Annotated in this window: 11 protein-coding genes; 6 read left to right on the top strand and 5 right to left on the bottom strand. The window is 35.6% G+C overall.

The features are described from left to right. Positions 1 to 8: 8 nt before the first annotated feature. The 3 genes from fusA to rpsL all read right to left on the bottom strand — a co-directional run bounded on the left by fusA (position 9) and on the right by rpsL (position 3,083). Positions 9 to 2,135 carry an elongation factor G gene (gene fusA, locus JF259_RS02045; protein WP_199112763.1) on the bottom strand — a complete coding sequence of 709 codons (2,127 nt, stop codon included), beginning with the start codon at positions 2,133 to 2,135 and terminating at the stop codon, positions 9 to 11. A gap of 6 nt (positions 2,136 to 2,141) precedes the next feature. After that, positions 2,142 to 2,618 (bottom strand): 30S ribosomal protein S7, encoded by a 477-nt coding sequence (rpsG, locus tag JF259_RS02040; RefSeq protein WP_199112761.1) that lies wholly within the window; start codon positions 2,616 to 2,618, stop codon positions 2,142 to 2,144. 90 nt (positions 2,619 to 2,708) lie between these two features. Next, positions 2,709 to 3,083 (bottom strand): 30S ribosomal protein S12, encoded by a 375-nt coding sequence (gene rpsL, locus JF259_RS02035; protein WP_199112753.1) that lies wholly within the window; start codon positions 3,081 to 3,083, stop codon positions 2,709 to 2,711. Positions 3,084 to 3,332: 249 nt separating this feature from the next. Here rpsL and JF259_RS02030 point away from each other — a divergent pair, with 249 nt between their 5' ends. The 4 genes from JF259_RS02030 to JF259_RS02015 all read left to right on the top strand — a co-directional run bounded on the left by JF259_RS02030 (position 3,333) and on the right by JF259_RS02015 (position 10,914). Beyond that, positions 3,333 to 4,958 carry a POTRA domain-containing protein gene (locus JF259_RS02030; protein WP_233164063.1) on the top strand — a complete coding sequence of 542 codons (1,626 nt, stop codon included), beginning with the start codon at positions 3,333 to 3,335 and terminating at the stop codon, positions 4,956 to 4,958. A gap of 122 nt (positions 4,959 to 5,080) precedes the next feature. After that, positions 5,081 to 8,311, top strand: a complete 3,231-nt coding sequence (locus JF259_RS02025; protein ID WP_199112749.1) for a SusC/RagA family TonB-linked outer membrane protein — start codon at positions 5,081 to 5,083, stop codon at positions 8,309 to 8,311. A 17-nt stretch (positions 8,312 to 8,328) separates the two neighbouring features. Continuing rightward, positions 8,329 to 10,026, top strand: coding sequence for a SusD/RagB family nutrient-binding outer membrane lipoprotein (locus JF259_RS02020; RefSeq protein ID WP_199112742.1), 1,698 nt, complete (start codon positions 8,329 to 8,331; stop codon positions 10,024 to 10,026). 12 nt (positions 10,027 to 10,038) lie between these two features. Continuing rightward, complete coding sequence (locus JF259_RS02015; RefSeq protein ID WP_199112740.1) at positions 10,039 to 10,914, top strand: hypothetical protein; 876 nt, start codon at positions 10,039 to 10,041, stop codon at positions 10,912 to 10,914. A 128-nt stretch (positions 10,915 to 11,042) separates the two neighbouring features. Here the strand turns inward: JF259_RS02015 and JF259_RS02010 are convergent, their stop codons facing one another. Next, a complete protein-coding gene (locus JF259_RS02010) occupies positions 11,043 to 15,017 on the bottom strand; it encodes an FG-GAP-like repeat-containing protein (RefSeq protein ID WP_199112738.1) in 3,975 nt (1,324 codons plus the stop codon). 118 nt (positions 15,018 to 15,135) lie between these two features. Between JF259_RS02010 and rlmB the strand changes: the two genes are divergently transcribed. After that, complete coding sequence (gene rlmB / locus JF259_RS02005; protein WP_199112736.1) at positions 15,136 to 15,873, top strand: 23S rRNA (guanosine(2251)-2'-O)-methyltransferase RlmB; 738 nt, start codon at positions 15,136 to 15,138, stop codon at positions 15,871 to 15,873. Between the two features lie 45 nt (positions 15,874 to 15,918). On the opposite strand, the gene JF259_RS02000 is transcribed toward rlmB, so the two are convergent. Continuing rightward, positions 15,919 to 16,656, bottom strand: coding sequence for a rhomboid family intramembrane serine protease (locus JF259_RS02000; protein ID WP_199112734.1), 738 nt, complete (start codon positions 16,654 to 16,656; stop codon positions 15,919 to 15,921). 117 nt (positions 16,657 to 16,773) lie between these two features. Here JF259_RS02000 and JF259_RS01995 point away from each other — a divergent pair, with 117 nt between their 5' ends. After that, entirely contained in the window at positions 16,774 to 18,051 is a 1,278-nt protein-coding gene (locus tag JF259_RS01995) for a replication-associated recombination protein A (protein WP_199112726.1), read from the top strand. Positions 18,052 to 18,063: the final 12 nt, after the last annotated feature.

Genomic DNA, 18,063 nt, shown 5'->3' with positions numbered 1-18,063 from the left:
CTTAATATTTAAGCTTCAACACCTTTAGCAGCTTTAATCACTTCTTCAGAAATATTTGAAGGTGTCTCAGCATAATGTGAAAATTCCATAGTTGATGTCGCACGACCTGAAGACAATGTTCTTAACGTCGTTACGTATCCGAACATTTCTGATAATGGCACGGTAGCTTTTACTGTTTTAGCTCCAGCTCTATCTCCCATATCACTAACTTGTCCACGACGACGGTTTAAGTCACCTACAATATCACCCATATTTTCTTCTGGGGTGATAACTTCAAGTTTCATGATTGGCTCCATAATAACAGCTTTTGCAGCCTTAGCAGCAGCTTTAAATCCAAGTTTAGCAGCTAATTCGAACGATAATTGATCTGAATCCACATCGTGATAAGAACCGTCTGTTAATGTCACTTTCATAGCATCAACTTCATATCCTGCCAATGGACCATTTACCATAGCCATTTTGAATCCTTTCTCTACAGATGGAATAAATTCTTTTGGAACGTTACCACCTTTTATTTCAGAAACAAATTCTAATCCAACCTTACCTTCTTCAGCAGGCTCTAATGTAAATACAATATCTGCGAATTTACCACGTCCACCAGATTGTTTCTTATAAACTTCTCTGTGCTCTGCACGTTGTGTAATAGCTTCTTTGTATTCTACCTGAGGCTGTCCTTGATTAACTTCAACCTTAAACTCACGCTTTAAACGGTCAACAATAATATCTAAGTGAAGCTCACCCATTCCAGAAATAATCGTCTGTCCTGAAGCTTCATCTGTTCTTGCCGTAAATGTCGGGTCTTCTTCAGATAATTTAGCTAAAGCCATACCCAATTTATCAACATCTGCTTTAGTCTTAGGCTCAACCGCAATACCAATTACTGGATCTGGAAAGTCCATAGATTCCAATACAATTGGTGCGTTTTCTGCAGACATGGTATCACCTGTCTTAATGTCCTTAAACCCTACAGCCGCTCCAATATCTCCTGCTTCGATAAAATCGATAGCATTTTGCTTATTTGAGTGCATTTGATAGATTCTTGAGATACGTTCTTTTTTTCCTGAACGATTGTTCAAAATATAAGAACCTGCATCCAAACGACCAGAATAGGCTCTAAAGAATGCTAAACGTCCAACGAAAGGATCGGTAGCAATTTTAAATGCCAATGCAGAGAACGGATCTTTTACATCTGGCTTACGAATCTCTTCTGCTCCTGTATTTGGATTTGTACCTATAATATTATCTCTATCTAAAGGTGAAGGCAAATAGCGACATACGGCATCTAATAAGAATTGCACCCCTTTATTTTTAAATGAAGAGCCACAAATCATAGGAATAATAGCCATATCCATTACAGCAGCTCTAAGTGCGGCATGCACTTCATCCTCTGTAATTGAATCTTCATCTTCCATAAACTTTTCTAAAAGATTCTCATCGTACGTAGCAACTTCTTCAATTAAAAGTGCACGATACTTACGAGCTTCTTCCTTCATATCTTCTGGAATATCGATAACATCAAAAGTTGCCCCTTGTGTTTCATCGTGCCATACAATTGCACGGTTTTTTACTAAATCGATAATTCCTTTAAAGTCTACCTCGTCACCAATATTCAATACAATTGGCACCGCGTTAGACTTCAACATATCTTTTACCTGTTGACAAACACCTAAAAAGTTAGATCCTTGACGGTCCATTTTGTTAACGAAACCAATTCTTGGAACTTTGTAGTTATCTGCAAGTCTCCAGTTAGTTTCAGATTGAGGCTCTACACCATCAACTGCACTAAACAAAAACACCAATCCGTCTAACACACGTAATGAACGGTTTACCTCAACAGTAAAGTCAACGTGACCAGGAGTGTCTATTATATTAAAGTGGTAACCTTTAGTTTCATCGACAGGCTGCCCATTTTCCAATGGAAAGTTCCAAGTACAAGTAGTAGCAGCCGAAGTAATTGTAATACCTCTTTCTTGCTCTTGCTCCATCCAGTCCATAGTAGCTGCACCATCGTGCACCTCTCCTATTTTATGGGACACACCCGTATAATAAAGGATACGCTCTGTTGTAGTAGTTTTTCCTGCATCAATGTGTGCAGCAATACCAATATTTCTAGTGAATTTTAAATCTCTTGCCATTTCTTATTAAAATCTAAAGTGAGAGAATGCTTTATTTGCTTCTGCCATTTTATGAGTATCAACTCTTTTCTTAACAGCTGCTCCTTCTTCTTTAGCTGCTGCTAAAATTTCAGAGGCTAACTTCTGTGACATAGATTTTTCATTCCTTTTACGTGCATAACCAATCAACCACTTCATCGCTGTTGAAATCTTTCGATCAGGACGTATTTGCATTGGAATTTGAAAGGTTGCACCTCCAACACGACGACTACGTACTTCTACGTGAGGCATTACATTAGATAAAGCATCTTTCCAAATCTCTAAAGCAGATTTTTCTTCATCTGTTTTTTTAGCATCTACAATGTCAATTGCATCATAGAAAACTTTAAACGCTACAGACTTTTTACCATCCCACATCATGTTATTTACAAAACGCGTAACTAACTGATCGTTAAACCTTGGATCTGGTAAAAGCGGTCTTTTTTTAGCTTGTCTTTTTCTCATGTCTTCTTTTTAAGTTATTAGTTATTGGCTATTAGTTATTGGTAATTAGTTAAACTTTTTACTTCTAACTTCTAACTTCTAACTTTCATTTTACTTTTTAGGGCGTTTAGCACCGTACTTAGATCTACGTTGCGTTCTACCTGCAACACCAGCGGTGTCTAAGGCGCCACGAACGATATGATATCTAACTCCCGGTAAATCTTTTACCCTTCCACCTCTAACCAATACTATCGAGTGCTCTTGTAAATTATGTCCTTCTCCAGGGATGTATGCATTCACTTCATTACCATTTGTTAATCTAACCCTTGCAACTTTACGCATTGCTGAGTTAGGTTTTTTTGGTGTTGTAGTGTAAACACGCGTACAAACCCCACGTCTTTGAGGACAAGAATTCAAAGCAGCCGATTTACTCTTCTTGGTTATTTTGGCTCTTCCTGTTCTTACTAATTGTGAAATTGTTGGCATAAATTATATATAAATTTAAAAATCCTCTTCTAAGAGGGCTGCAAAGGTAGAAATTAAAATTAAAAATTCAAATCCTAAAACATTAATTTTCAACTAAGTTTAAAATTAATGACCACATACTATATTATAAGTATCTATTTTCCGTTAGATTTACACAATTAACACACAGTTAATTTTAACGTGAAAAGATTTCTATTTTTACTTCTTTTAATATATACCTCCTTTTTCTCGGAGTTTTACAGCCAAAACTTGCACCTTAAAATCAAAGGCGCTTCCAATATAGATTCCCATACGATAGACTCCATAGGATATTCTAAAACTCATAAGGATTATGCTTCAGTAAAAAATGAAATTGAGACACTTCAAAACAACCTTTCGAAGATAGGCTACATAGAAAACAAACGCACTCCAATTAACAAAGTAAATGATTCAACTTTTACGACCACCATCCAACTAAAAAAGAAATACAACACCATATACATATATTACAATAATGCAACTATAGATGCAAGTATATTAAAAACCATTTCCAAACGTGTATTCGATACTTATTTTGAATTAGAATTTAAAACTATTGAAAGTACACTCCAGTACATCAACTCAAAAAATATTGAAAAAGGATTCCCTTTTTCCAAATTAAGACTAGCCAACATTACCCCTATTGAAGACTTTAAATTAAGAGCCGATTTAGTTCTTGAATCCAACAAAAAACCAAGAATCATAAACAACATTGTAATTAGAGGTTATGAAATGTTCCCTAAGTCATATTTGAACTATTATTTTAAGATAAAACCAAACCAATTTTATAGCAGCAGTGCTATTGAAAGGAAAACAGAATTATTTAGAAGCCTAAATTTTGCCAACCAAATAAAGCCTCCCGAAGTATTGTTCACAAAAGACTCAACAACACTTTATCTTTACATAGAAAAATCAAAAAGCAATTCATTCAACGGTTTTTTAGGTTTTGGAACAAACACCGAAACCGGAAAGTTAGAATTCGACGGCTATCTTGACCTAAACCTGACCAATAATTTAAATTATGGCGAGTCATTAAAACTACTCTACAAGAGCGACGAAGGCAATCAGAAAACTTTTGAGACAAAGTTAAGCCTCCCTTACCTATTTAAATCCCCAATTGGTATCAACCTACAACTGCACATATTCAAAAGAGACTCTTTATTCTCTACCGTCAATCAATCTGCAAAGTTGGACTATCTTATAAATTCAAACCATAAAATATACTCAGGCATATTAGCCTCCCAATCCAGTAATTTACTATCCATAAACACCAACCCCAACATAAAAGACTACACAACCAAAGCTTTCACTTTAGCTTACGAATATAAAAAAGCCCAACCCAATAATTTATTATTCCCATTACATTCAAATTTATATTTAGAAACCTCCTTAGGCAAAAGAACCACCTCTGACATTTCAGACAAACAAACGGGCATCACTATAAACACCTCTACAATCATTAATCTTAACAAAAAGAACAGCATATTTCTAAGAGTAGATAGCTCCAATTTAATTTCTAACTCCTATCTAGAAAACGAATTGTTTCGATTTGGAGGTATAAACTCCATTAGAGGCTTTGAGGAAAACAGTTTGCTAGCCTCATTCTATGGTACAATAAATACCGAATACAGACTACAGTTAGGAAGTAACCTCTACGTCCACACCATTACAGACGCTTCTTATTTTGAAAACAAAATACTTAATAAAAAGGAAAAACTTTTTGGATATGGTTTCGGCTTAGGAATCATGACCAAATCTGGACTTTTTAAATTAAACTATGCCAACGGCAAAAGCGAAAATCAAAAATTCAAACTTTCCAATTCAAAAGTACATATAAGCCTCATTTCTCAATTTTAAAGTCCAAATTCCCCCTTTCAACCATCGATAAGGGTAAAAAAAGCAAATTTTAACCAATATTTATTGCTTTATTAAGATTTTATTAAGATTTTTGATGTTGACTAATTCAAATAATTATTAAAATGAAAACAAAGTTTAGTGGAATTCTAACGCTATTACTAGCGTTTGTTGTGCAATTAACTTTTGCACAAGAGAAGACAATTTCAGGAACGGTATCCGATGAAACCGGATTACCACTACCTGGCACAACTGTCTTAGTAAAAGGTACATCTTCTGGTACCTCAACCGATTTCGATGGTAATTATTCAATTGATGCTAGCACAGGAGATGTTCTTGTATTTAGTTTTGTTGGGTATACGAGCCAAGAAGTCACTGTTGGATCATCCAATACTGTTAACATTACAATGCAAGAAGATACAGCTGTTTTAGAAGAGGTTGTTGTCACTGCTCAAGGCATTAGAAGGGAGAAAAAGGCTTTAGGGTATGCAGTAACAACTTTAAATTCTGAACAAGTAGAAAGCCGACCTGAAGCTGATATTGCAAGAGTTTTATCTGGTAAAATAGCTGGTGTAAGCGTTGTAGGAACAGGTGGCTTAGCGGGTAGTGGAACCAATATAAAAATTAGAGGCAATGTTTCTATTACAGGCGACAATCAACCTTTGTTTGTTATAAATGGAGTTCCGTTTAACACAAGCACCAATGCTGAAAGTAATGTTACTACAGGTAACGGTTCTGTATCTGCTTCCAGTAGATTTTTAGATTTAGACCCTAACAACATTGCTTCAATGAGTGTCTTAAAAGGACTAAGTGCTACAGTTCTTTATGGTGATGCCGGTAGAAATGGTGTAATATTGATCACTACCAAAACAGGTGGAGATGGAAGTGCTGATAAAGGTTTTGAAGTAAGCCTTAATCAATCTGTTTTTTTCAATGAAATTTCAAGCTTACCAGATTACACAGATGTTTATGGTCAAGGGGGTGATAACTCTGTTAACGTTGGATTTGTTGGAAACTGGGGAGGACGATTTGATGGCAATTTCACAGTTAGACATCATTACGATTTACCTGCTTTAAACACTTCATTTCCTGAATATGCAGGCGTTACTGTTCCTTATCAAGATTTCAAAAACAATGTGAAAGATTTTTTCAGAACTGGTCTTGGACGAACAACGTCTGTAAATGTATCTAAGGGAACTGAAAATGCTTCCTTTAATGTAAATTTTGGTAATACAGATGAAGACGGTTACGTAAGAGGAAATAACATTAAAAGAACAAATTTTGGGGCTGGCGGTTCTATTAAATTGAGCAATAAATTTACTATTAACGGTTCTTTCAATTTTTCAACAAGCAAATTTATCACACCTCCGGTTGCTGCAGATAATGGTACAGGCAACTTTTCCATCTTTACTAGAACATTATTTATCCCAAGGAATTTTGATTTAATGGGACTTCCTTATCAAGATCCTTTTACAGGAGCTAGTGTATACTATAGAACCGATCAAGAGAACCCTCGCTGGCTAATAGACAATTCTCAAGAATCTATAAACGTAAATAGGTTTTACAATTCTATAAGTACAATGTTTGATATAAGTGAAAATCTAAAATTAACTTATCGAGTAGGTTATGACACCTACACAGAAAGACAACAATTTTATATTAACAAAGGAGGTGTAAGTGCTTTAATTGCCCAACAAGGTTTTCTAAAAACTACATCTGCTACAAATACCATTTGGGATCATAGTTTAATTCTTAATATAAATGACATAAACCTAACCGAAAATCTAGGCTTAAACGCAACTGTTGGTATCAATACCAACTCTGAGGTATATGATAAATTTGGCGTTGCCAGTACAGGTCAAGTTGTTTTTGATTTTATCGACCATAATAATTTTGCTACTCAGAGTAATCAAGATCCCCTCGGAAGCTCTTTGGACTTTATTCAAAAAGAAAATACAATAGGTGTTTATAGCCAACTGCAATTAGACTACTCTAACTATTTATTTTTAACTTTAGCAGGAAGAAATGACTGGACCTCTACAGTTGAAATTGACAACCGATCACTTTTTTACCCTAGTGCAGCCCTTTCTATAATTCCAACTTCTGCTATTCCTAGTTTGAAATCAGACGGATTAAATTATTTGAAGTTTAGAGTTGGTTATGGTACTTCAGCTGGTTTTCCAAGCCCATACAGAACGAGACAAACACTTGCCCTAGGTACTGCTGCATTCACTACTCGAGGAGGCCGAGTAGTAAATGTAAACTCTAGCGGTTCATTATCCAGTGGTGTTGACGTTGAATCAAATCCTAATCTTAAAGCAGAATTGCACTCTGAAGTAGAGGCTGGTGTTGAAGCTAAATTATTCAACAATAGAGTTGATTTAGAATTAAGTGTCTTTACAAGAGATTCTAAAGACCAAATTTTAAGCTCTACCATTCCACTGTCAACAGGATTTGAAAGAACAACCGTTAATGCTGGTAAAATTTTAACTCAGGGAATTGAGGTTGATTTAGGCATTAGACCAATTGAAAATGATAACTTTAAATGGTTATCAAACTTCACTTTTACAGCTATGGAAAGTGAAGTTAAAGATCTCCCTGCTGGTGATGTATTCATGGCTGGTTTCTCTAATTTAGGTAACTATGCTATAGAAGGCGAACCTCTAGGTGTTATAAAAGGTAGTTATGCGTTGAGAGACGATGAGGGCAATTTACTAATCAATCCTACTACAGGTAATATTTTAGACAGTAGTGCCTTAGGTTTTGACGATGAAATAATTGGCGACCCTAACCCAGATTGGCAATTAACTACAATCAACAGTTTTTCGTTTAAAGGCTTAACTTTAACTGCTCAAGTTGAATACGTACATGGAGGTGATTTTTCATCCAACACAATAAATAATCTTTTAAGAAGAGGTGTTACGAAATTTCAAGATAATAGAGAAGGCACTAAAGTTATCTCTGGATTTTATGCTAACCCTAACACTGGAGAAGTATTGCTGGATGGATCAGGGAACAAAATACCTAACACCATACAACAGGGTACTAATGAATTATGGTTCCTTAATTATGTAGATACTTCCGACAACCAAATATTTGATGGTTCTACTGTAAGATTAAGAGAGATTTCATTAACCTACGACCTACCTAAGAAATTCTTAGCTAAAACCCCGTTTGGTTCAATGTCATTTACTTTACTAGGGCAAAATTTATGGTTTTATTCTCCCAATATTCCAAAGTACACCAATTTTGATCCTGAAACTTTAAGTACAGGTGTAGGTAACGGTCTTGGTCTTGACTTACAGACTGCGCCAACTTCAAAAAAGTATGGATTTAGTTTTAAGGCTACTTTTTAAATTAAAAAAAATAGAAAATGAAAACACAGAATATAAAATTAATACCTATTTGTTTCCTTCTTCTAGCCTTAGCTATGGGGTGTGAAACTACAAATTTGGATTTATTGAATGATCCAAGTGAATTAACGCCGGTAAGTGCTGATCCTGATTTGCTTCTCAATAACGCACAACTGCGTTTTGTTGCAGCAATTGCTTATAATGAAGATAATGAAGATGGTCTAAATGTAAGAGCCGCAGAAACTGTTAGAATGCAGCATTTATTTGGAAATTACTCAGGACCTTTTGCCGCATCTAATGGCGCTCTGAATGATGCATGGAAAGACCTGTACAGAGAGACACTTCAGGACATTAACGTACTACTTCCCATTGCGGAAGAAAGAGATCTACAAGGTCACATTGGAATTGCCAAGATAATTAAGGCATTTGCTTTTGTAACCCTAGTTGATATTTGGGGAGATGTTCCTTATAGCGAAGCTTTACAAGGCTCAGCTGTTATTGCTCCAAACGTTGAAGACGGTCAAGTAATATATAACGACATGCTTGTTGTTCTTGACGAAGCTATTGCTGCTCTTAATAATGCCAGTATAATGCCTGCCGATGATTTGTTTTACGCTGGTGATGCTTCAAAATGGATAACGGCTGCACGTACACTTAAATTTAAAATGTACGCGCAAATGAGATTAATCGGTAACTTTCAATCTGAAATTAACACTTTAATTAGCCAAGGCATAATAGATGATGCCAGTGAAGATTTAGAGTTTAAGTATTCTACGGTATCTAGTGCTACTGGCGAAAGCCGTCATCCTTACTATGCATTATGTTATGATTCTGATGGAGCCGACGATTTCATGAACAATTACTACATGTATCTATTAAAAGACGACAAAGGCTTTAATGATCCTAGATTACGTTATTATTTTTATCGCCAAACACCTACTGCGCCAGAAGGTGATTTCTTAGACTGTGAAGGAGATGCTGTAATAAACTTCTGTTATATTGGTGATTTCTATTGGGGAAGAGACCATGGTTACGATGCAGGTGTAGACCCCGATCAATTATTAAGAACGACTTATGGATTGTATCCTGTAGGTGGAGCTTATGACGGTGATGACTTTAAACCAGTTACTAATAATGTTGGAGCTGGTGGTGCTGGTATTTTCCCTTTTATGTTATCTTCTTATGTTAAATTTTTAATGGCTGAATCAGCATTAACAATTGGAACAACAGGAAATCCGAGAACACTCTTGGAAGAAGGTATACGTGCATCTATGGATAAAGTTGCTAATTTCCAATCAAGTGCTATAACGGCCTCTTTAAGTAATATTTTGATTCCTGATGATCCGGATACAGAAGATGTTAATGAAGAAGTAACTGTTGGTGACCGACCAGAGGAATACTTGATAACTACAGACAATGTTAATAATTATGTTGATTATGTTTTAGATGCTTACGATGCTGCTACATCTGATGAAGAGCGTTTAGATATTATTATGAAAGAATACTATATAGCGCTTTGGGGTAATGGCATTGAAGCATATAACATGTATAGAAGAACAAGTATGCCCAGTGATATGTCTGATCCTGTTATTGAAGCCGGTTCCTTTATGAGAAGTTTCTTGTATCCTGCTGCAGAATCGGCCACCAATCCTAACATTCCAGAAAAGCCAGTTACAACCAAAGTTTTCTGGGATACTAACCCTGATAATTTAAAATAAAAATATTGTATTATGAAAAAAATAGCATTTTTTAATTATACTATGATAGCCACGGCATGCTTCCTCGCTATTTTTAGTATTACCCTTTTCTCATGTGAAGATGAGGATAAGGATATTTTTAACGTTTTTGAATTGGGAGGCTTTGTGAGATTTGAAACTCCGTTCCCAACAGTTGTGAACATAGCAAGTTTAGCTGAAGCTGCTAACATTACAGTAACTAACGTTCTTGAAGCACCCGATGGAAATGTAGCCAGCTACAGTATTGAAGCTTCTGCAATGGTTGCAGGCGAAGAATACGGCCCTGTAGCATTTGGAGAAACTGTTACCTCATTTCCTGCTAATTTAACTATTACTATGTCTGATTTAGCAAGTGCTTTAGGGTTTGACATTGCAGACGTTGGTTTTGCTGACACCTTTTCTTTTACAGGAACCGCTGTAAATGACAAGGGAATTGTTTACAAAGGCAATGACAGACAAACTTTTACTGAAGAAGACGGAGTAAAAGGAGGTAATAATAGTAGTGATCTTTTAGACGAGACAGGCTATAGAAATGCATTTGAATTTAGTTTTGCCATTCCTTGTCCTCCCAATAATAATCCAATCTCTGGTGATTGGACTATTGACATGACGGATTTATTTGGAGATGGATGGGATGGTGCATTTGTTACTGTTGAGATCGATGGTTCTACAACGGACTATACAATTCCTGCTACTGATGCTGCAACGCATGTATTTAATGTGCCCTCTGGAACTGGTGTATTACGTATTTCTTACACAAGTGGCTCCTGGGAAGAAGAGCATGTTTACACCATTACTAACCCTGATGGAGTAGAGTTTGGTCCTTTTGGGCCTGAGCCTGGAACATGTCCTGAGTACACAAGTCCATAAAAATTGGATATTACACATAAAGAAAGGCGACTATTTTTTTAGTTGCCTTTCTTGTTTTATAGACTTACTTTACACAATTTGTTAATCTGCTAGCCCTTAATTTTTAAAGTCAAACAAGTTTAAGCTAATTAATTCATTAATGCTATTTTCCAAAATCTCCCTTCTGTCCTTAAAATGTAAATTCCTGTTGACAAACTGCCAACAAACCTTATCTTAGTTTGATGGTTTGATTTATTAAACTCGTAATCTATAGGCAAGTTCTTTCCTTGTAAATTAAATAATTCAAACGCCATTCCTTCATCAGTGTTATTAATAAACAATTGATCGGAATTACCCACAGGGTTAGGATATGCAACCATCTCAATTTCTTTTTCGTTTTGATTATCAAAATATTTTTTTGCAAAATTAAATGTCTCCACCCCTATTTTCTCTCCTATTATTCTACCAGGAATATCATCCATTGGTGGATGGATGCCTCCCCATATTCTTGAAAGGCTACATTGATCTGACGCATCTCTATAAGTAGCCCATTGTAACACTATATCTTGACTAGGACCTTCTTCAAAAACTAAAAACTCATTTTTATTTGCATGAAACTCACCCAATCCACCTGGGAAAAAAGGCGAACCAGTCAATTTTGTAAGTACTTCGGCTGCAGCTCTCGAATACGTTGAATGCCCTGAAACATAACCAGCGAATGGAGGGGTAACAAATGATGGTCGCTGATATGGCCACCAATTTTCAGCAAGAATCCAACCAACACCGGCTGCATCTGTCTCAGCATCTTCTATATACTTATGTCCCCTCCACGTAAATAATTTAATCTTACCAACATTTTCGCCATTATCACCTGCCAGGGGGTCATCTTCATTTACAACCTCAATCAATCCATCAACTAACGGTATTCCATTAATATTAAAATTATCCAAATTGATTTCAGAGCTTTGGCCTTTATCTGCCATGTACCTAATAGCAGAAATGGGTCGTATATAGTCATACCATCCCTTAATACCCCATGCAGCAATAGCGGCATCGTGCATTGCGCCTCCTAAGATAAAATAGGATTTAACTTCCCACTCGATATCACTTAAGACAGCTCCTTTACCTTCGAATTTCTTTTGTAACAGTGGATGATCATTAATATAATTCAATATAACAAACCAATGCCCGGGAGGTGTTTCAGAATCAGGACCATCTGCCCAAAATTCTGCTAAAACTCGGGTATAGTCACCTCTTGGGACTATTTGCTCTACATAAGCCTGATTTGTAATTGGATTTAAATCATGCCCATTACCTATATCACCACCTTCAATCAGTTTATAAAAATCCTTATAATTATAAAAATCATCAGGAAATAAACTGGAAGAAATGTTGCCTATCGATCTTGGTGATATATCCCACATAATTCCATCATTTGGAGATAAATGAGAGCTCCATATAGAGACCAAAGAAAACCCCCATTTGTATATATTAGAAGAAGTAATATCTTCTGTATCAATAAAAGGGGGCGGTCCTGGATCATGATACACATTATAGTGGTTCGAATTTCGGAAATACGTACTCTTATCGCTCTGTTTTAAAGAGAAAGGCTGTGTGTTTCCCCATTCTGGGCTCAAAAATTCAGGAACTGAATTAGTAGGGGATACAATATTCCCACTTTGGTCAATATACACATCTAATGAAAGTGGTTGCCATCTGTTGGGATCTGAAATGGTTTCATTACCACCAACAATTGGAGCCAAAGACTCGTTAACTGGCAAATAATATTGATTACCGTACTCATTTAATTCATTGGAGCCATCTTGAAGTCCATATTCAATTATTTTGGAACCAATAAAATTTCCTAAAGCTGCAGGCTCTCCATTTGAATAGTCAATAGAATTATAATTAACATCATAATTAAGTAGTGCCATTAACTCATTTAAACGTTCTGAAATAGTTTCCCGATTTGGAGACTCTTTAAATCTGTGTTTCAATAACCTATATACCGCAAAACTCAAAGTTTCATTAACAGCATCAGAGATAAGATAGTCTCCAGAAAGCGAAAAATCATCAAAGTCACATAAAAATCCATATAATTCCTTACCAATTAAGTAAGTTTCGTTGTTCTTATTATAAATAGCCCATGAATCATACATTGCGATACTGGTATGAAACAGATTTCGAGCATGGACTGTAGGGCGTGCATAATCTGTCCTAATAGCCTCTAATAAAAGTTCATTCCATAGTCTCGCGATAGAATAATTAGTCTCCTCTAAATGTAAATCAACAGCTAAAGGCACTTCCAAAGAAACGACATTAGACATACAATTTTCACCCTTATTAACAACCGAAACAATGCCTTTTGAAGCGATATCCCACTTCACTTTAATTGCATTTGTTCCCTGACCATTAAGAATCTCTCCATTAGTAACCGTCCAAAAGTACACTTCTCTATCAGTTAAACTATGAGCGTATGTTTCTGTTCGTAATGGACTTGAAGTAGCATTACCTATTATACTTCCTGTCTCTGCAAAAACACACGAACCGTCATCAATAGTTGCATCAGGGTTAAAATTACACGAATTAGGATCTTTACATCCATATATAGGGGTAACCGTACTGCCCGTACCTTCTTTTAAGGTCAAAGATTGGTTAACATCAATATTATAAAAATAATCTTCAATACCACTTAACCATTTTACTTTAACATAATCCACTAAAGTATTACTCCCAACTCCAAATATTTCGGATGCCGAATTTTGAGATAAATACCCCTCTCCACACAATGTATAACGATATTGTTTTTCTCCGCTTGCTGATATCTCTATTACCGCCCCAATTCCATCTCGGTTACTGACAGTTCCTTCTAACCCAATCTTTAACCAATTATTATTGCTAACTGTTTCATTCATCCACAGATTAATAAATTCATCATCCGTATTGGATACAACAATGTCGTACAAACCATCATTGTTTACATCGCCAATTGCATTTGAATAACTCGTTTTATTATCATTAAAAAAACCTGAATTTATATCGCTTTGAAATTTATTATCACCTAAATTCTCAAAAAAAACAGAAGAATTATAAACTGAAGTTCCGTTTAACGAACTACTAACATACAAATCTAAATCTTGATCATTTTCAGCATCTAGAAAAACAGCTCCCCAGCAAACACCAAAAACTTTTGTTCCTGTTGATGGGGCTATATCGGTAAAAGTGCCATTTCCGTTGTTCCTTAAGAAAACATTGCCATCATCTGGAGAATTAGTAACATATATATCAAACCAACCGTCTTTATCAAAGTCATCAATGGTTACAGACATTGCGTCTATTCTTATATCAGATTTAGATTCCTGACTCTTATCTGTAAACGTACCATCTCCGTTATTCTTATACAAAATATTGGGATTGAAAATCCTATCGTTAGATATATAAATATCTTGCCAACCGTCGTTATTATAATCAAAAAAAGCAGCACAAAAAGATAAATGGCCTAAAGAACTTATCCCCGCAGATTCACTAACATTAGTAAATGTATTGTTACCATTATTTTTATAAAGATAGTTTGGAACAACTTTATTAGAATCGAAACTACAAATAAACACATCTAAGTAGCCATCATTGTTATAATCTCCCCAAGATGCTCCATAGGTAAATATATTTTGTTCGGGCAAACCAGAAGAATTGGTGATGTCAATAAAGTTTAAGTTGCCATCATTCTCAAATAATCTATTTCCATTTGTATCGCTCGTAATATATAAATCTTTATCGCCATCGTTATCTATATCTACCCAATTAACTTGTTTCGTTTGATGGTTTATTTCAGAAATATTAAGATAATCTTCAACAAAACCATTACTGCCAGTATTTTTAAAAAACCTTACGTTCTGTCCTGCTTCAGTTGCAAAGGTTATATCATCAAAACCATCTTGATCATAGTCGTAAAAAGACACTCCGTTGCCGAGATAAGTAGTACCACAAGAAATATCTACACCACGACTTTCGGCCCTATCAATAAAATTAATCTGACCAGTTACGACATTAACCATTAAAACAACTGTAAATAAAATAAAGTGTTTGGTGCTTTTTTTTAATAACATGTAGCTTCTCTTTTCCATAAATTTACAAAAAATAATATACCTTTTTTGAGTTAAAAAAATAGAAAAACATCTTTTTTACTGGTTATCTCTTTATACAATTTAAACTTTGTAATGGTATCTTTTATATCTTTACCCCATGCAAGATCAAACACAAATTTTTGGTATTCGTGCCATAATGGAGGCTATAAACGCTGGTGAATCCCTAGATAAAGTATTTCTTCAAAAAGGTTTACAAGGCGAATTATTTAAAGAGCTTGAATCGCTTATTAACAGAAATAGCATTAACAAATCGTATGTTCCTGTTGAAAAACTCAATCGGTTAACCAAAAAGAACCACCAAGGAGCCGTTGCACAAATATCCCCTATTGCTTTTCATAACTTAGAGACTTTGGTTTTGAACGTTATAGAGTCTGGAAAAACACCTTTGTTTCTGTTGTTAGATCAATTGAGTGACGTTCGTAATTTTGGCGCTATTATCCGTACTGCCGAATGCACAGGTGTAGACGGTATCATTATCCAGAAAAAAGGCGGTGCTCCTGTAAATGGCGATACTATTAAAACCAGTGCCGGTGCTGTGTTCAAAGTACCTATTTGCAAAGTAGACCATATAAAAGACGCTGTATTCTACATGCAAGCATCGGGCATTAAAGTTATTACTGCCACCGAAAAAACGAATAACACGCTATACGATGTTTCTTTTAAGGAACCTTGTGCTATTGTTATGGGATCAGAAGCCAGAGGCATTAACCCTTCTATTCTAAAAGTAGCAGATGCTAAAGCCAAACTCCCGTTGCTGGGCGAGATTGAATCGCTTAACGTTTCGGTTGCTTGTGGAGCATTTTTATATGAAGTGGTAAGGCAACGTTTAAATTAGATTTAAGCAGTTTTAATGAATTATGAGGACACACAGCCTTCAACCCTATTCTTCATTATCCTGTTTTTCCTTAAACGTATAATTAACAATCGTTTGGTTTTTATCTACTTCCACCTTATCAATTGTTTCTACAAAATTGCCATCTGCATCGAAGTGTTTTAAAAAAGGATCGTCATCTTCATTATAATTTTCCTGTTCCCAATCAAACTTTTTGGGTTTTGCTATCTCCCTTCTAAAAACCAGTGCAAATAACAAACCTGTGATCATCCCTGCCAAATGCCCCTCCCAAGAGATGCCTTCCTTAACGGGCATGGTATACCATATCATGCTACCGTAAAGAAAAACAACCAATAAAGACAAAGCTATTAACCTATAATGCTTAGCAAAAACACCTTTAAAAAACGTAAAACTTACCAATATATAAACTAGTCCACTTGCTCCAATATGATAAGAAGGCCTCCCTATGCACCATGTTAAGAAACCAGATATCAAAATGCCATAAATAACAATTTTCCAAGCAATGTGCCTATAAAAATAGAATAATGCCATAGACAGTACAAAAAGAGGTATTGTATTATGATAAATATGATTAATGTCTCCATGTATAAAAGGACTCAAAATAATACCGCGCAAACCTTTTACGGTTAAGGGATATATCCCATACTTACTAAAATTAAAACCAAAGCGCACTTCAAACCAAAACACAATCCAAATGACAAGTACGAAGAGTATAGGGTAAGCAACTACACCCGTTGAAAATTTAAAATGTTCTCTTTTATCCATAACATAAAGATATCAAATTATAATCCACAGTTTACTTTGATGTTATATTGTCATGATTAAACTTAATTCTTTTACGATTCCTTATCATCACTGTAATAAATATTTTAATTTTACAGTATGAATGAACCTTTAGCAGAACGTTTAAGACCAAAAACATTAGCAGATTACGTAAGTCAAGCACATTTGGTTGGCGACAATGGATCATTAACACAACACATTAAACAAGGCCTAATCCCATCTATGTTATTTTGGGGACCGCCTGGCACTGGAAAAACTACACTTGCCAATATTATAGCAACAGAATCCGGACGACCTTTTTATACCCTCAGTGCTATAAATTCTGGTGTTAAAGATGTTCGCGAGGTTATTGATAAGGCCAAACAAAGTGGCGGATTATTTACCACCAAAAATCCCATCTTGTTTATTGATGAGATTCATAGGTTCAGTAAATCACAACAAGATTCTTTGTTACAAGCAGTTGAAAAGGGATGGATTACGCTTATTGGGGCTACTACCGAAAATCCGAGTTTTGAAGTAATCCCTGCTCTTTTATCACGCTGTCAGGTATATATTCTGAATGCCTTTAATAAGACTGATTTAGAAACCCTTTTAGAACGCGCCATCGAAAAGGATGAATACCTTTCTAAAAAGAATATAACACTAAAAGAAACAAGTGCCTTATTAAGAATTTCTGGTGGTGATGGCAGAAAATTGCTTAATGTATTTGAACTAATTGTTAATGCCCATGATAGTAATGATATTATCATTACTGATGACATGGTATTAGATAAAGTTCAAAACAATACAGTACGTTATGATAAAACGGGTGAACAGCATTACGATATTATATCTGCTTTTATAAAATCGATACGGGGTAGCGATCCTAATGCTGCTGTGTATTGGTTAGCGCGTATGGTTGAAGGCGGCGAAGATGTTAAATTTATAGCGCGACGGTTACTTATCTTGGCTAGTGAAGATATAGGCAACGCCAACCCTACTGCTTTGGTAATTGCCAACAACACCTTTCAGGCTGTATCGACTATTGGCTATCCTGAATCCAGGATCGTACTTAGCCAATGTGCCACGTATTTGGCTTGCTCTCCTAAAAGTAATGCAGCTTACAAAGCAATAAATACAGCCCAGCAATTAGTAAGACAAACCGGAGACTTATCGGTTCCTTTAGAAATTAGAAATGCGCCAACAAAATTAATGAAAGAATTGGGTTATGGTGAAAATTATAAATATGCCCATAACTATGACCTAAACTTTGCCAATCAGGAATTCTTACCCGAAGCCATAAAAAACACTAAGCTTTATGACCCTGGCAATAATGCTCGGGAAAATGCCCATCGCGATTTTTTAAAACAACGCTGGAAAGACAAGTACGGATATTAATTATTTCGTTCT

The organism is Snuella sedimenti (genome assembly GCF_016428595.1).
GTDB classification, from domain to species: domain Bacteria; phylum Bacteroidota; class Bacteroidia; order Flavobacteriales; family Flavobacteriaceae; genus Snuella; species Snuella sedimenti.
The sequence above is the reverse complement of the archived record's forward strand: the minus strand, read 5'-3'. Positions and strand labels throughout refer to the sequence as shown.

Bases quoted from the DNA above. Each gene is read 5' to 3' on its own strand.
- fusA (WP_199112763.1), bottom strand. From the start codon at position 2,135: ATGGCAAGAGATTTAAAATTCACTAGAAATATTGGTATTGCTGCACAC.
- rpsG (WP_199112761.1), bottom strand. From the start codon at position 2,618: ATGAGAAAAAGACAAGCTAAAAAAAGACCGCTTTTACCAGATCCAAGG.
- rpsL (WP_199112753.1), bottom strand. From the start codon at position 3,083: ATGCCAACAATTTCACAATTAGTAAGAACAGGAAGAGCCAAAATAACC.
- JF259_RS02025 (WP_199112749.1), top strand. From the start codon at position 5,081: ATGAAAACAAAGTTTAGTGGAATTCTAACGCTATTACTAGCGTTTGTT.
- JF259_RS02020 (WP_199112742.1), top strand. From the start codon at position 8,329: ATGAAAACACAGAATATAAAATTAATACCTATTTGTTTCCTTCTTCTA.
- JF259_RS02015 (WP_199112740.1), top strand. From the start codon at position 10,039: ATGAAAAAAATAGCATTTTTTAATTATACTATGATAGCCACGGCATGC.
- JF259_RS02010 (WP_199112738.1), bottom strand. From the start codon at position 15,017: ATGGAAAAGAGAAGCTACATGTTATTAAAAAAAAGCACCAAACACTTT.
- rlmB (WP_199112736.1), top strand. From the start codon at position 15,136: ATGCAAGATCAAACACAAATTTTTGGTATTCGTGCCATAATGGAGGCT.
- JF259_RS02000 (WP_199112734.1), bottom strand. From the start codon at position 16,656: ATGGATAAAAGAGAACATTTTAAATTTTCAACGGGTGTAGTTGCTTAC.
- JF259_RS01995 (WP_199112726.1), top strand. From the start codon at position 16,774: ATGAATGAACCTTTAGCAGAACGTTTAAGACCAAAAACATTAGCAGAT.